Source organism: Achromobacter sp. PD1 (assembly GCF_048541815.1).
In the GTDB taxonomy this organism is placed as follows: Bacteria; Pseudomonadota; Gammaproteobacteria; order Burkholderiales; family Burkholderiaceae_B; genus Achromobacter; species Achromobacter bronchisepticus_A.
The window spans coordinates 847,097-862,712 of record NZ_CP183349.1 but is presented as its reverse complement, the minus strand read 5'-3'; the positions used below and the strand labels follow the sequence as shown (position 1 = coordinate 862,712).

The following is a 15,616-nucleotide window of genomic DNA, read 5'->3' as shown; positions in this document are numbered from 1 at the left end:
CGACCATGACCGATTACGCCCGACTCGACGCCTGGATTGACGCCCACTTTGACGAGGAAGTCCGCTTCCTGCAGGAGCTGGTGCGCGTGCCGACCGACACGCCTCCCGGCAACAATGCGCCACACGCCGAGCGCACGACCGAATTGCTGCAAGGCTTCGGCCTGGAGGCCGAAGCCCATCCGGTGCCGGCGCAGGAGGTGCGGGACTATGGCCTGCAATCCATCACCAACCTCATCGTGCGCCGCGAGTACGGCGCGGGCGGCCTGCGCGTGGCGCTCAACGCGCACGGCGACGTGGTGCCGCCGGGCGAAGGCTGGGAACATGATCCTTACGGCGGCGAAATCGACGGCGGCAGCCTGTACGGCCGCGCCGCCGCGGTCAGCAAGAGCGATTTCGCCAGCTACACGTTCGCCCTGCGCGCGTTGGAAGCCGTCGCCCGCCCCAGCCGCGGCGCGGTCGAACTGCACTTCACCTACGACGAGGAATTCGGTGGCCTGCTCGGCCCCGGCTGGCTGCTGTCCCAAGGACTGACCAAGCCCGATCTGCTGATCGCCGCGGGTTTCAGCTACGAGGTCGTGACCGCCCACAACGGCTGCCTGCAGATGGAAGTGACGGTCCACGGCAAGATGGCGCATGCCGCCATCCCCAGCAGCGGCGTGGATGCGCTGCAAGGCGCGGTCGCGATCCTGAACGCGCTGTACGCGCAGAACACGCGGTATCGGGAGATCCGCTCCGAGGTGCCGGGCATCAGTCACCCCTACCTGAACGTCGGCCGCATCGAAGGCGGCACCAACACCAACGTGGTGCCGGGCAAGGTGGTCTTCAAGCTGGACCGGCGCATGATCCCCGAAGAAAACGCGGCCGAGGTCGAGGCCGACATCCGCCGCATCATCCAGGAAACCGCCGCCTCCGTGCCCGGCATCAGCGTGGACATCAAGCGCCTGCTGCTGGCCAATTCCATGCGCCCGCTGCCGGGCAACCAGCCGCTGGTGCAGGCCATACAGAAACATGGAGAGGAATTGTTCGGCGAGCCCATCGCCGCCATGGGCACGCCGCTTTATACCGACGTGCGCCTGTACGCCGAAGCGGGCATTCCGGGCGTGATCTACGGCGCCGGACCGCGCACCGTGCTGGAATCGCACGCCAAGCGCAACGATGAGCGGGTGGTGCTGGAAGATCTGCGGCGCGCCACCAAGGTCATCGCCCGCACGCTGGCCGACCTGCTGGACGCCGCCTGAGGCGGGCGCCCGGCAGGACCGGCCGGGCGCTTCACGCCAGTTTCATCACCCGGCGCCAGAACAGGATCGCCACCGCCACGAAGACGGCCAGGCCCAGGAACGAGGCCGTGTGCTCGAAGCCCGCGCCGGCGATCGCCAGCGGCGCTTCGGTGCCGGCCGCGCCGATGATGCCGGCCATCAGCACGCCGACCAGGCTTTCGCCCACGATCAGGCCAGAGGCGATCAGCACGCCGCGGCGGTTGGCCGCGTCGGCGAACTGCTCGTAGGGCTTGCCGGCGGCGGCCGCGCGGCGGCGCAGAGCGCGTTCCAGCAGCCATGCCAGGACCGCTCCGACCACGATGGGCGCGGCGACGGTGGGCGGCAGGTAGATGCCGATACCCACGGCCAGCACCGGAATGCGGGCCACGCGGCAGGTGCGCTTCATGATTTCGTCCACCACGATCAGCCCCACACCGACCGCCATGCCGATCAGGATCATGGTCCAGTTGAGCTGGTGCGTGAAGATGCCGCGCGCGATCGCCAGCATCAGCGTCGCCTGCGGCGCCGACAGGGCCTGCGCCGGGTCCATGCCTGCGCGCGGCATGGCGTCGGCAAAACCGTAGGCGTTGTAGAGCAGTTCCAGCACCGGCGAAATCACCGCCGCGCCGGCCACGCAGCCGATCAGCAGGGCCACCTGCTGACGCCAGGGCGTCGCGCCCACCAGCCAGCCGGTTTTCAAGTCCTGCAGGTTGTCGTTGGAAATGGAGGCCACCGCCACCACCGCCGAGGTGCTGAAGATCGACAGCGCAATCGCCATCTGCACGCCGTTCTGCGCGCCCAGCAGTTCGCCGCCCAGCGCCAGCATCAGCAGCGACACCAGCACGATGGCGACGATACCCACGCCCGAGATCGGGCTGGTCGACGACCCTACCAGGCCGGCCATGTAGCCGCAGGCCGCGGCCACCAGGAAGCCGAAGACGAAGGCGAACAGCACGGCGTAGGCCACCAGCTTCCAGATGCCGGCGGGCGACAGCGGCGCGCCGGACAGGAACACCTGGAACGTGACGACCAGCACCGCCACCAGTACGAGCGTCACTGCTGAAATCCAGCCGGCCGACAGGTCGCGCTCGGTGCGCGGCGCGCGCCCGGCACGGGCGGCGCCCGCCTTGGTCAGCGCCGCGAACGAAGCCTTGACGCCGCGCGCCATCGGCATGAACAGCGTGGCCAGCGTCCAGATGGCGCCCACGCCGATCACGCCGGCGCCGATGAAGCGCACCTGCGAAGCCCACAGGCCGGTAGCGTACTTCGCCAGCGACGTGCCCGCGGGCATGTCGCCCATGGCGGTCAGGATGGGCACGGCGATGCCCCAGGAAATAATCAGTCCGGTCAGCATGGCCAGCCCGGCGACGATGCCGATCAGGTAGCCCGCGCCCAGCAGCGCCAACGAAAAGCCCATGGGCAGCCGGAACACCGCGCCGCCCAGTGCGAACCAGCCGCTGACGCTGTCGCCCAGCACGCGCAGTCCGCTGGCGGCGAAACTGACCGCGGCGGCGACCACGCCGCCAGCCACGATGTCGCCCATGCCGGTCTCGGCCTTGGCCGGTGCGCGTCCGTCCTCCGCGGCCTCGTCCTGGGCGCGCTCGGCGCTGCCCACCCGCAGGATTTCAGCGGCGGCCACGCCTTCCGGATACGGCAGGTCGCTCTGCACCACCATCACGTGGCGCAGCGGAATGGTGAACATCACGCCCAGCATGCCGCCGGCGGCGCAGATGCCCAGCGTCTGCCAGAACGGGAAGCCCTGCCAGTGTCCCATCATGACCAGGGCCGGCAGGATGAAGATGATGGACGACAGCGTCCCGGCCGCGGAGGCCTGGGTCTGCACCATGTTGTTTTCGAGGATGTTCGCGTCCTTGAACAGGCGCAGGACGGACATCGAGATCACCGCCGCCGGAATGGCGGATGAAAACGTCAGGCCCACCTTCAGTCCGAGAAAGACGTTGGAAGCCGTGAAGATGACGGTGATGATTGCGCCCAGGAGGATGCCGCGGAACGTAAGTTCGGGCAACGTGACCTCTGCCGGGACGCTGATGGGTTGGGTCATTGCAGTTATTCCTATCTTGCCAGGCGCGAATTCTAGCGCCTTCGCGTCCACCCAGCGGTCACCCCTCTGAGACGACCGCCAAGCATATCCTCGGCAGAAGCTGCCGCAAGCAGTAAAACTTGCAAAAGATTATGCTGAATTTTCCGAAGTTTCCCCAGAATTTTGATCACCCATGCCAGGGGCTAGGGTCTAGCATGGACGTCAAACCAGGAGACGACCAGACCATGCGCGACGCCAGTTCCGCCCCCGGGCAAGACATCCAGCACGACGCCGATCCCGCCGAAACCGCCGAATGGCGCGAGGCGCTGGAATCGCTGGTACAGGCGGAAGGTTCTGAACGGGCGGGCTACGTGCTGGACAATCTGCTGGGCCATGCGGCGTCGCTGGGCCTGCGCGCCAACAGCCAGACCCGCACCGCCTACCTCAACACCATCCCCGCCGACCAGGAACCGCCCTTCCCCGGCAACCTCGCCGTGGAGGAGCGCATCGCCCGCATCAACCGCTGGAACGCGCTGGCGATGGTGGTGCGCGCCAACCAGGCGCATGGGGAGCTGGGCGGCCACATCGCCAGCTATGCCTCGGCCGCCGACCTGTTCGAGGTCGGCTTCAACCATTTCTTCCGCGCGCAGAGCCCGGACGGCCCCGGCGACCTGGTCTACATGCAGCCGCACTCGGCGCCCGGCGTGTATGCCCGCGCCTATCTGGAAGGATTCCTGGGCGAAGAGGACCTGGCGCATTTCCGCCAGGAGATCACGGCCGGCGCGCGCGGCCTGCGTGGACTGTCGTCGTACCCGCACCCGTGGCTGATGCCCGACTTCTGGCAGTTCCCCACGGGGTCGATGGGCATCGGCCCCATCAACGCCATCTACCAGGCGCGCTTCATGCGCTATCTGGAGCACCGTTCGCTCATGCCCGGCGGCGACCGCAAGGTCTGGGGCATCTTCGGCGACGGCGAAATGGACGAACCCGAATCCATCGCCGCGCTGACGCTGGCCGCGCGCGAGAAGCTCGACAACCTGGTGTTCGTGGTCAATTGCAACCTGCAGCGCCTGGACGGCCCGGTGCGCGGCAACGGCCGCATCATCGATGAGCTGGAAACGCTGTATGCGGGCGCGGGCTGGAACGTCATCAAGCTGGTCTGGGGCAGCGACTGGGACGCGCTCTTGCGGCGCGACACCGGCGGCGCCCTGGCGCGCGCCTTCGCCAACACCGTGGACGGACAGTTCCAGACCTTCGCGGCCAACGACGGCGCCTTCAACCGCGCCCACTTCTTCAACCAGAATCCCGAACTGGCCGCCCTGGTGGCCGACTGGAGCGACGAGGCCATCGACCGGCTGCACCGCGGCGGCCATGACATGGTGAAGATCCATGCGGCCTACCACCGCGCCGTGCGCCATCGCGGCCAGCCCACGGTGATTCTGGCGCAGACCAAGAAGGGCTTCGGCATGGGGTCGGCCGGCCAGGGCAAGATGACCACGCACCAGCAGAAGAAGCTGGACGACGAGGCGCTGCTGGCCTTCCGCGACCGCTTCGCGCTGCCGATCTCGGACGCCGATTGCCTGGCGCTCAAGTTCTACCGCCCGGCCGAGGACAGCGCCGAACTGCGCCACCTGCAGGCCCGCCGCGCCGCGCTGGGCGGCCACATTCCCCGCCGCAACACCGAGGCGCCGCGCCTGGCGCCGCCGGACGCGGAACACTGGGCGCGTTTCGCGCTGGCTGCCGACGGCAAGGAAATGTCGTCCACCATGGCCATCGTGCGCATGCTGACCGCCCTGCTCAAGGACGCCACCGTGGGGCCGCGCATCGTGCCCATCGTGGCGGACGAGGCGCGCACCTTCGGCATGGCCAACCTATTCCGCCAGATCGGCATCTATTCCGCGCAAGGCCAGCTCTATGAACCCGAGGACATCGGCTCGGTGCTGTATTACCGCGAAGCGCGCGACGGCCAGATCCTGGAAGAAGGCATTACCGAGGCCGGCGCGATTTCCTCGTGGACGGCCGCGGGCACCAGCTATTCGGTCAACGGCCTGCCGATGCTGCCCTTCTATATCTATTACTCGATGTTCGGCTTCCAGCGCATCGGCGACCTGATCTGGGCTGCCGCCGATCAGCGCACGCGCGGCTTCCTCGTCGGCGCCACCTCCGGCCGCACCACGCTGGGCGGCGAAGGGCTGCAGCACCAGGACGGCTCCAGCCACATCATGGCCGCCGCCGTGCCGAACTGCCGCGCCTATGACCCGGCCTATGCCTACGAGGTCGCCATCATCGTCGAGCACGGCATGCGCCGCATGCTGGACGAGCAGCGCGACGAGTTCTACTACCTGACCGTCACCAACGAGAACCTGGCGCAGCCGGACATGCCGGCAGGCGAAGACGTGCGCGAGGGCATCCTGCGCGGCATGTACCGCCTGCGGCCCGCGCGCGGGCAGGCCCAGGTGCGCCTGCTGGGCGCGGGCCCCATGCTGCGCGAAGCCGAGATTGCCGCGCAACGGCTGCAGGCCGACTACGGCGTGGACGCCGAAGTCTGGAGCGTCACCAGCTTTTCCGAGCTGGCGCGCGACGGCCGCGAAGCCGAACGCGCCCGCGTGCTCGGCCTTGCGTCCGGCGCCGACTGGGTCCGCACCTGCCTGGGCGCCAGCAACGCCCCGGTGGTTGCCGCCAGCGACTACGTGCGCGCCGTACCGGAACAGATCCGCGCCTGGGTGCCCGCGCCCTACCGCACGCTGGGTACCGACGGCTTCGGCCGCAGCGACACCCGCGCCCAGCTGCGCGACTTCTTCGAGGTCAGCGCGGACTGGATCGTGCTGTACGCGCTGGACAGCCTGGACCGCCAGCAAGACGCCCAGACGCTGCGCGCGCGCCTGAATGCCGGCACGCGGCAAACGCCGCCTTGGGATAGATAGGATTGCAATCCGCGATGCAGCGAGGTTTTGCGCAAAATCGTCCATTCGCTGCAGCGCAACAACCAAGCACCCGCGCTTTCTGTTGAAATACGGGTGTTCCCAAGCATTTCCCAGAAAATACGGCGGGCCGCGAGCCCGCTTTTTGCAATCCCATTTCCTTTCCATTTAGCGCCCGCAAGGCCTGTATCCCATGGACGAAACCCTCACCAAAATGGCGTTGGACTACCACGCCTACCCCACCCCCGGCAAAATCTCGGTCACGCCGACCAAGACGCTGGCCAACCAGGACGACCTGTCCCTGGCCTACTCCCCCGGCGTGGCGGCCGCCTGCATGGCCATCTTCGACCAGGGCGATGACGCCGCCTCGAAGTACACCTCGCGCGGCAACCTGGTGGGCGTGATCACCAACGGCACCGCCGTGCTGGGCCTGGGCAACATCGGCCCGCTGGCCGCCAAGCCTGTGATGGAAGGCAAGGGCTGCCTGTTCAAGAAGTTCGCCGGCATCGACGTGTTCGACATCGAACTGGCCGAGAACGACCCCGACAAGCTGGTCGACATCATCGCGGCGCTGGAGCCCACGCTGGGCGGCGTCAACCTCGAGGACATCAAGGCGCCAGAGTGCTTCTACATCGAGAAGAAACTGCGCGAGCGCATGAAGATCCCCGTCTTCCACGACGACCAGCACGGCACCGCCATCATTTCGTCGGCCGCCATCCTGAACGGCCTGAAGGTCGTGAACAAGGACATCGGCTCGGTCAAGCTGGCTTGCTCGGGCGCCGGCGCCGCCGCCATCGCCTGCCTGGACCTGCTGGTGCACCTGGGCGTCAAGCGCGAGAACATCTACGTGGTGGACTCGCGCGGCGTGATCTGGGACGGCCGCGATGAAAACATGGAAGCCAACAAGAAGCGCTACGCGCAGAAGACCGACGCCCGCACGCTGGCTGACGTGGTCAACGGCGCCGACGTGTTCCTGGGCTGCTCGACCGCCGGCGTGCTGACCGCCGACATGGTCAAGACCATGGCCGCCAGCCCGCTGATCCTGGCGCTGGCCAACCCGGAACCGGAAATCCGTCCCGAGGTGGCCAAGGCCGCCCGCCCGGACTGCATCATCGCCACCGGCCGTTCGGACTACCCGAACCAGGTCAACAACGTGCTGTGCTTCCCGTTCATCTTCCGCGGCGCCATGGACGCCGGCGCCTCGCGCATCACGGAAGAAATGAAGCTGGCTTGCGTGAAGGCCATCGCCGAACTGGCTCAAGCCGAACAAAACGACGAAGTGGCCCGCGCCTACGCCGGCCAGGAACTGTCGTTCGGCCCGGACTACATCATCCCGAAGCCCTTCGACCCGCGCCTGATCGTCCAGATCGCCCCGGCCGTGGCCCAAGCCGCCGCCGACTCCGGCGTGGCTGCCCGCCCCATCGAAGACATCGAGGCCTACCGCCAGAAGCTGATGGGCTTCGTGTACCACTCGGGTCAGCTGATGCGTCCGCTGTTCGCCCAGGCCAAGAAGGCGCCCAAGCGCGTCATCTACGCCGACGGCGAAGACGAGCGCGTGCTGCGTGCGGTGCAGACCGTGGCCGATGAAAAGCTGGCGTTCCCGATCCTGATCGGCCGCCCGGCCGTCATCGAAATGCGCATCAAGAAGTTCGGCCTGCGCCTGGCGGCCGGCCAGGACTTCGAGATCGTGGATCCGGAAGACGACAGCCGCTTCAACGAAACCTGGAATGCGTATTACCAGTTGAAGGGCCGCGAGGGCGTGACGCCGGCCATCGCCAAGGCGATGATCCGCAAGCACAACACGCTGATCGGCGCGATGCTGCTGCGCCGTGGCGACGCGGACGCCCTGCTCTGCGGCGTGGCCAGCAAGTACGACAACCAGCTCAAGTACATCGACGAAATCATCGGCAAGAAGGAAGGCCAGACCTACGCCGCCCTGAACGTGCTGATGCTGCCCGACCAGACGCTGTTCGTCACCGACACCCACGTCAACGAGAACCCGACGGCCGAGGAAGTCGCCAGCATCACCATCCAGGCCGCGGACGAAATGCTGCGCTTTGGCGTGGTGCCGAAGATCGCCCTGCTGTCGCACTCCAACTTCGGCAGCCGCGTGACGGAATCCTCGCGCAAGATGGCCGCCGCGCGCCAGATGGTGCAGGACCGCGCTCCCGACCTGGAAGTCGACGGCGAAATGCACGCCGACGCGGCCCTGTCGGAGAAGATCCGCGTCCTGGCCTACCCGGACAGCACGCTCAAGGGCCGCGCCAACCTGCTCGTCATGCCCACGCTGGACACCGGCAACATCACGTACAACATGTTGAAGATGACTGGCAGCAATGGCGTCGCGATGGGTCCGATCCTGCTGGGCGCGGCGCGCCCTGTGCACATCCTGACCACCAGCGCCACCGTGCGCCGCATCGTCAACATGACGGCGCTGGCCGTGGTGGACGCGCAGCAGGAAGCCGCCGAGGCCGCCAAGAAGCGTCGTTGATCACCGACGGCCATTAAGGCAAAGGGCGCCCCTTGGGGCGCCCTATTTCTTGCTGCGGGCACTTTCGGCCGCGATAGCCTGCCGGCCCGGGCTGATGGTAAAAACCAAGTTCAACCTTGTTTTCTGGAGTCCACATGCTGGCCGACGCCTTGTATGCCTGGTTTCATTACCTGGCCATTTTCCTGCTGGTGGTGGTCCTGACCGCCGAAGCCGTGCTGCTGCGGCCCGATCTCACCGCCGCCGGCCTCAAGCGCCTGGTCATCTATGACCGCCTCTATGCGCTGAGCGCCGTGGTGGTGCTTGTCACCGGAGTGCTGCGCCTGACGCTGGGCATCAAGGGCGCCGCGTTCTACATGAGCAATCCCTGGTTCCACGCCAAGATCACGCTCTTCGTCATCATCGGCCTCTGTTCGATCGCGCCCACGATGACCTTCCTGCGCTGGGCCAAGCAATCGCGCCAGCAGCCGGGCTTCCTGCCCGCGGCCGCCGACATCAAACGGGCGCGGCGCTGGGTCATGATCGAATCGCACCTGTTCATCTTCCTGCCGCTGTTCGCCGTGCTGATGGCGCGCGGCATCGGCGCGTAACACTCCGCCAGGGCCGCGCGCTTCAAGAGCAGGATGCGCGGCGGCGGGCCTCGGGCTCCTCGTCGCCCACGACAAAGGTGGCGAAATGGAAGACGCCCACCGTATCGTTCTGGACCACGTCCACGACCTCGCCGGCCAAGGTCTGCATCACCGACATGCCTTCCGGCACGTCGGCCTGGCCGTCGCGTTTGGCGGCCTGGCCATTCCAGGGGCTCAGCACCAGCACGCCCGGGTACGGTTCGCGCGCATCGCCGCGGCCGCGGCGCATCGACTTCACCTGAGTGCCGGCGGCATAGCTCACGCCGCCGAATCGCGTCGGGCAAGCCAGCTCCGCATCGCTGACCCGCAGCAGGCGCCGCGCCTCGTCAAGATACAGCCTGGGCTCGCTCAAGGGCAGCCCGAATATCCGGACCGCCATCGGATCCTTGACCTCGATGCGCCAGCGATCCGGATCGCTCGAGCCATCGGTGTAGACCGTGCCGCTGGAGCCGTAGAGGATGGAACCCGGCGCGAGATCCAGGGTTTCGGCGCGGTTGCCCGGACCCAGCACGCACTTGTCTAGCGCCGTCATCGCGCCATCGCGCTTCACCTCGAACTCGATCTCCTGCGTGGCGTCGCACTGCCAGCCCAGCACGGTCTGGCTGCCCGCACCGCGCAGGATGACGTTGCGCGGATAGCGGCCCCGCAAGGCGTAGGTTTCGTCGTCATAGTCCGAATCGAGATAACGCCGCGCGCTCGATGCCTGCACGCCATACATGGCCACGGGCTGCGGAAACTCCGCTTCAAGATAGGTCTCCAGCTGCCCTTCGTCCTGCAGCTTCAGCCGCGTTCCCGCGGGCATGACGGTGCCACCGACGGTCGTGGCTTCCTGCAGCGTGACATTGCGAGCCGCCTCGGCGCGGGCGCCCTCCCGCTCGATTTGCCAGATCACCGTCTGCACCCAGGCATAGAAGGCGAACGGCACGGCCAGCACGACGAATACCAGGGTGGAGGTCTTCCAGTACTTGCGCACCGTGCGGCGCGCGCCGCCGCTGGCAACCAGAACCACGGCCCAGGCCAGCAACGCCAGACCGGCGAGAAAACCCAGGGAAACAAAAATGTAAAAGCCGGCGGAAGGCAGCGCTATCGGAATCATGGCAAGGATGGTACACGCCAAACCATCACGCCGCGGCCACACGGCGAACAGGCAACAAAAAACCGCCCGAAGGCGGTTTCTTGCTCAAGCCAGGCTGCGTATCAACGCTTGTCCATCGGCGGCACGTCGCGCGTGACCGAACCGGTGAACAGCTGGCGCGGACGGCCGATCTTGTAATCGGGATCCGACAGCATTTCGTTCCACTGGGCGATCCAGCCCACCGTGCGGGCCAGCGCGAAGATGGCCGTGAACAGCGAGGTCGGGATGCCGATGGCGCGCTGGACGATACCCGAGTAGAAGTCCACGTTCGGGTACAGCTTGCGCTGAACGAAGTACGGATCCGACAGGGCGATGCGTTCCAGTTCCATGGCCAGCTTGAACAGCGGGTCGTTTTCCAGGCCCAGGGCCGAGAGCACTTCCTTGCAGGTTTCCTGCATCAGCTTGGCGCGCGGGTCGTAGTTCTTGTAGACGCGGTGGCCAAAGCCCATCAGGCGCACGCCCGAGTTCTTGTCCTTGACCTTCTCCATGAACTCGCCGACCTTGGCGATGCCGCCGTTGGCTTGCAGCTCTTCCAGCATCTGCAGGCAAGCTTCGTTGGCGCCGCCGTGAGCCGGGCCCCACAGGCAAGCCACGCCGGCCGAGATGGCGGCGAACGGGTTGGTGCCCGACGAGCCGCACAGGCGGACGGTCGAGGTCGAAGCGTTCTGCTCGTGGTCGGCGTGCAGGATGAAGATGCGGTCCAGCGCGCGCTCGACGACTTCGTTCACCTTGTAGTCTTCGCACGGCGTGGCGAACATCATGCGCAGGAAGTTGCCCGTGTAGGACAGGTTGTTCTGCGGGTAGATGAAGGGCTGGCCTTGCGAGTACTTATAGGCCATCGCGACCAGCGTCGGCATCTTGGCGATCAGGCGGATGGCCGAGATGTGGCGATGCTGCGGGTTCGTGATGTCGGTGGAGTCGTGGTAGAACGCGGACAGCGCGCCGACCAGGCCGGTCAGCACGGCCATCGGGTGCGCGTCGCGGCGGAAGCCGCGCAGGAAGAAGTGCAGCTGCTCGTTGACCATCGTGTGATGGGTCACTTGCGAATCGAAATCGGCCTTCTGGTCCTTGTTGGGCAGTTCGCCGTTCAGGATCAGGTAGCAGATGTCCATGAAGTCGCAATTGACGGCCAATTGCTCAATGGGGTAGCCGCGGTACAGCAGTTCGCCCTTGTCGCCGTCGATGTACGTGATGCCCGATTCGCAGGCGGCGGTGGACATGAAGCCGGGGTCAAACGTGAACATGCCCGTCTGGCCGTACAGCTTGCGGATGTCGATCACATCCGGACCAACCGTACCCTTGTAAACAGGGAACTCAATGGGGGCGCTGCCATCCGAGAAGGATAGAGTGGCTTTTTTGTCAGACAGGTTCATGTTCATTCCTCTCAATTAATCAGAGCGCGCGCATCTGGCCAATGATGCTCCGAAGCCTGGGCGTGTCCAGCGCGCCCTCAAGCTCTTTGCGGGCCAGCAGCAGATCGAGAAGGTCGTTGTCTCCCATCTCGAAAAGCTGCGTCAATGCGGCCACGTCATCATCGGTAAGTTCAGCCTCGTGGGCATCCAGATACCGGGTGATGATCAAGTCGTTTTCGAGCAAGCCGCGGCGCGCCCGCCAACGCAAACGCGCCCGCTCCAATTCAGTTAGCTTGCTCATCTTTCTTTACACCTAAAAAAGCCCCAACGCCGCACCCGCTACACGGGTTTGCCACCCCCTGGAGGGCGTTTTTGCCTTGGGACGGCCCGGCGGCAAAAACGCCGCCGGAGGCAAAATGCGCTTGCTTAAAACTAGACCGTACGGCGAACCATCAGTTCCTTGATCTTGCCGATCGCCTTGGTCGGGTTCAGTCCCTTGGGACAGACGTCGACGCAATTCATGATGGTGTGGCAACGGAACAGGCGGTACGGATCGTCCAGGTTGTCGAGGCGGCTGCCCGTGGCTTCGTCGCGGCTGTCGGCGATGAAGCGGTAGGCTTGCAGCAGGCCGGCCGGGCCGACGAACTTGTCCGGGTTCCACCAGAACGACGGGCAGGAAGTGGAACAGCACGCGCACAGAATGCATTCGTACAGGCCATCCAGCTCTTCGCGGGCCTCGGGCGACTGCAGACGTTCCTTTTCGGGCGGCGGCGTGTCGTTGATGAGGTACGGGCGGATCGAGTGGTACTGGTTGAAGAAGTGCGTCATGTCCACGATCAGGTCGCGGATGACGGGCAGGCCCGGCAGCGGACGCAGAACGATGGGTTCCTTCAGTTCGCGCAGGTTGGTCGTGCACGCCAGACCGTTCTTGCCGTTGATGTTCATGGCGTCCGAACCGCACACGCCTTCACGGCACGAGCGGCGCAGGGCCAGGCTGTCATCGACGTCGTTCTTGATGCGCACCAGCGCATCGAGCAGCATCTTGTCGGTCGGCTGGAGTTCGACGTCCAGCTTCTGCATGTACGGGCGCTCGTCCTTGTCCGGATCGTAGCGGTAGATTTCGAACTTGACGATTCTCTTGGTGCTCATAGTGGGCTCAATCCGGACTTAGAAGGTACGCGCCTTGGGCGGGAAGGACTCGACCGTCAGCGGCTTCATCTGCACGGGCTTGTAATCCAGGCGGCTGCCTTCGGAGTACCACAGCGTGTGCTTCAGCCAGTTTTCGTCGTCGCGCGTCGGGTGGTCGTCCAGCGCGTGTGCGCCGCGGCTTTCGGTGCGGGCGGCGGCCGACTTGATGGTGGCGCGGGCCACTTCGGTCATGTTCGCCATTTCCAGCGCCTCGACGCGCGCGGTGTTGAACACCTTGGACTTGTCCTTGAAGTAGATGTGGTCGGCCTGCTTGGCCAGATCCTCGATCTGGGTCACGCCTTCGTTCAGCAACTCCAGCGTGCGGAACACGCCGCAATGGCGCTGCATCGAGAAGCGGATGGCGTTGCCGATGTCCTGGGTCTTCTCGCCCGAGGTGCGCGATTCCAGCTTGTTGACGCGGTCCAGCGAGAATTCGACGGCTTGCTGCGGCACGGGCTGGTGCGCGTGCTGGCGTTCCGGATGCGAATTGACGATGTGGTTGCCGGTGGCGCGGCCGAACACGATCAGGTCCAGCAGCGAGTTGGTGCCCAGGCGGTTGGCGCCGTGCACCGACACCGCGGCGCATTCGCCGATGGCGTACAGGCCGTTGACGATCTTGTTCTCGCCGTTTTCGCGCGTCAGCACCTGGCCGTGGTAGTTGGCCGGGATGCCGCCCATCTGGTAGTGGATGGTCGGAACGACGGGGATCGGTTCCTTGATCGGGTCCACGTTGCCGAACTTGATCGCGATTTCGCGGATCGAGGGCAGACGCTTGTTGATCACGTCGGCGCCCAGGTGGTCCAGCTTGAGGACCACGTAGCTGCCGTCCGGACCGCAGCCGCGGCCTTCCTTGATTTCCTGGTCCATCGAGCGGGACACGAAGTCGCGCGGGGCCAGATCCTTCAGCGTGGGCGCATAGCGCTCCATGAAGCGTTCGCCATCCTTGTTCAGCAGGATGCCGCCTTCGCCGCGCACGCCTTCGGTGATCAGCACGCCGGCGCCGGCCACGCCGGTCGGGTGGAATTGCCAGAATTCCATGTCCTGCAGCGGAATGCCCGCGCGGGCGGCCATGCCCAGGCCGTCACCGGTGTTGATGAAGGCGTTGGTGGAAGCGGCCCAGATGCGGCCGGCGCCGCCGGTGGCCAGCACCGTGGTCTTGGCTTCCAGGATGTAGATTTCGCCCGTTTCCATTTCCAGGGCGGTCACGCCCACGACGTCGCCCGCTTCGTTGCGCAGCAGGTCCAGCGCCATCCATTCGACGAAGAACTGGGTGCGCGCGGCGACGTTGCGCTGGTAGAGGGTGTGCAACAGCGCGTGGCCGGTGCGGTCGGCAGCGGCACAGGCGCGCTGGACCGGCTTTTCACCGAAGTTGGCGGTGTGGCCGCCGAACGGACGCTGGTAGATGGTGCCGTCGGGGTTGCGGTCGAACGGCATGCCGAAGTGCTCGAGCTCGTACACGGCGTTCGGCGCTTCGCGGCACATGAATTCGATGGCGTCCTGGTCGCCCAGCCAGTCCGAACCCTTGACGGTGTCGTACATGTGCCAGTACCAGTTGTCTTCGCTCATGTTGCCCAGCGAGGCGCTCACGCCGCCCTGTGCGGCAACCGTGTGCGAACGCGTGGGGAACACCTTGGACAGCACTGCAACGGACAGGCCCGCTTGGGACAGTTGCAGCGAACAACGCATGCCGGCTCCACCGGCGCCAACGACCACCACATCAAACTGGCGGCGCGGCAGGGATTTCATGACAGAGACCACGGCTTAAATGCTCCAGAGGATTTGCGCGAAGTAAACGACCGAACCGACCAGCCAGAGGATCGTCAGCACTTGCAGCAGCAGGCGCACGCCCACCGACTTGACGTAGTCCATCCAGATGTCGCGCACACCAATCCAGGCATGCCAGGCCAGCGCAATGAATGCAAGGGTGGCCAGGATCTGGCCAACCGGAAGAACGCCCACGTAGAAGTTGAACAGCGCAGTCCAGTGCTCGTACGTGAAGGCCGGCATCATCAGGATGCCGATGAGCAGCACCAGCGTGTACACGGCCATGATGACGGCGGTGATGCGCTGGATGATGAAATCCATGACGCCGTAATGGGCGCCCACGACCAGACGCTTGGGTCCGTAGTTTTTGACGTCGGCCATTACAGCACTCCGAACAGTTTGAGAGCGAACACCAGGGTCAGCGCCAGGCTCACCCCGAAAACCACGCCGGCGCTCTTCTTGGCCGACAGCTTGTCGATACCAATGTGCAGGTCCAGCAGCAGGTAGCGGATGCCGGCACAGAAGTGGTGCAGATAGCCCCAGATCAGGACCAGGAAGACAAGCTTGACGATCGGATTGCCGGCGTACGCGGCCACGGCTGCGAACGTCTGCGGCGCGGCCACGCTGGCCGCGAACAGCGGCAGAATGACCAAGGGAAGACAGAGGAACAGCAGCGCGCCGCTGACGCGGTGCAGGATGGACAGCTTGCCGGCCAGGGGCAGGCGGTAGCTGGCGAGTTGCGCAATACCAATATTGCGAAACTGCGGACGTGGCTTGGCAGCGGTGTCGGACATGACGGCCTCGGTGTTTCGGAACTAGGGAATCGTTACGGCGGAAATGCC

Annotated in this window: 12 protein-coding genes; 4 read left to right on the top strand and 8 right to left on the bottom strand. The window is 65.7% G+C overall.

What is annotated here, in order from left to right; translation table 11 throughout:
* Positions 1-5: 5 nt before the first annotated feature.
* Positions 6-1,238, top strand: a complete 1,233-nt coding sequence (locus ACM1PE_RS03980) for a M20 family metallopeptidase (protein WP_059374648.1) — start codon at positions 6-8, stop codon at positions 1,236-1,238.
* A 31-nt stretch (positions 1,239-1,269) separates the two neighbouring features.
* Here the strand turns inward: ACM1PE_RS03980 and ACM1PE_RS03975 are convergent, their stop codons facing one another.
* Positions 1,270-3,318 (bottom strand): OPT family oligopeptide transporter, encoded by a 2,049-nt coding sequence (locus tag ACM1PE_RS03975; protein ID WP_118933993.1) that lies wholly within the window; start codon positions 3,316-3,318, stop codon positions 1,270-1,272.
* Between the two features lie 224 nt (positions 3,319-3,542).
* Between ACM1PE_RS03975 and mdeB the strand changes: the two genes are divergently transcribed.
* The 3 genes from mdeB (at position 3,543) to ACM1PE_RS03960 (ending at position 9,296) form a co-directional block, all read left to right on the top strand.
* Positions 3,543-6,221: an alpha-ketoglutarate dehydrogenase gene (gene mdeB, locus ACM1PE_RS03970; RefSeq protein ID WP_419343813.1), complete on the top strand. Its 2,679-nt coding sequence runs from the start codon at positions 3,543-3,545 to the stop codon at positions 6,219-6,221.
* A gap of 190 nt (positions 6,222-6,411) precedes the next feature.
* Positions 6,412-8,709: an NADP-dependent malic enzyme gene (locus ACM1PE_RS03965; RefSeq protein ID WP_059374654.1), complete on the top strand. Its 2,298-nt coding sequence runs from the start codon at positions 6,412-6,414 to the stop codon at positions 8,707-8,709.
* Positions 8,710-8,843: 134 nt separating this feature from the next.
* Positions 8,844-9,296: a DUF2214 family protein gene (locus tag ACM1PE_RS03960; RefSeq protein WP_118933995.1), complete on the top strand. Its 453-nt coding sequence runs from the start codon at positions 8,844-8,846 to the stop codon at positions 9,294-9,296.
* A gap of 22 nt (positions 9,297-9,318) precedes the next feature.
* On the opposite strand, the gene ACM1PE_RS03955 is transcribed toward ACM1PE_RS03960, so the two are convergent.
* The 7 genes from ACM1PE_RS03955 to sdhC form a co-directional block, all read right to left on the bottom strand.
* A complete protein-coding gene (locus tag ACM1PE_RS03955; protein WP_419342573.1) occupies positions 9,319-10,431 on the bottom strand; it encodes a hypothetical protein in 1,113 nt (370 codons plus the stop codon).
* 101 nt (positions 10,432-10,532) lie between these two features.
* Positions 10,533-11,843, bottom strand: a complete 1,311-nt coding sequence (gltA, locus tag ACM1PE_RS03950; RefSeq protein WP_059375329.1) for a citrate synthase — start codon at positions 11,841-11,843, stop codon at positions 10,533-10,535.
* A 19-nt stretch (positions 11,844-11,862) separates the two neighbouring features.
* A complete protein-coding gene (locus ACM1PE_RS03945) occupies positions 11,863-12,123 on the bottom strand; it encodes a succinate dehydrogenase assembly factor 2 (protein ID WP_013392311.1) in 261 nt (86 codons plus the stop codon).
* A 131-nt stretch (positions 12,124-12,254) separates the two neighbouring features.
* On the bottom strand, positions 12,255-12,971 hold the full coding sequence (locus ACM1PE_RS03940) for a succinate dehydrogenase iron-sulfur subunit (protein WP_059374660.1): 717 nt from the start codon (positions 12,969-12,971) through the stop codon (positions 12,255-12,257).
* An 18-nt stretch (positions 12,972-12,989) separates the two neighbouring features.
* Complete coding sequence (gene sdhA, locus ACM1PE_RS03935; protein WP_191295314.1) at positions 12,990-14,756, bottom strand: succinate dehydrogenase flavoprotein subunit; 1,767 nt, start codon at positions 14,754-14,756, stop codon at positions 12,990-12,992.
* A 15-nt stretch (positions 14,757-14,771) separates the two neighbouring features.
* Positions 14,772-15,155: a succinate dehydrogenase, hydrophobic membrane anchor protein gene (gene sdhD / locus ACM1PE_RS03930; protein WP_013392308.1), complete on the bottom strand. Its 384-nt coding sequence runs from the start codon at positions 15,153-15,155 to the stop codon at positions 14,772-14,774.
* The gene (sdhC, locus tag ACM1PE_RS03925) at positions 15,155-15,568 is read right to left on the bottom strand and encodes a succinate dehydrogenase, cytochrome b556 subunit (RefSeq protein WP_013392307.1); all 414 of its coding nucleotides are present in this window, start codon (positions 15,566-15,568) and stop codon (positions 15,155-15,157) included. Before sdhC ends, sdhD begins: the two co-directional genes overlap by 1 nt.
* Between the last annotated feature and the right edge of the window lie 48 nt (positions 15,569-15,616).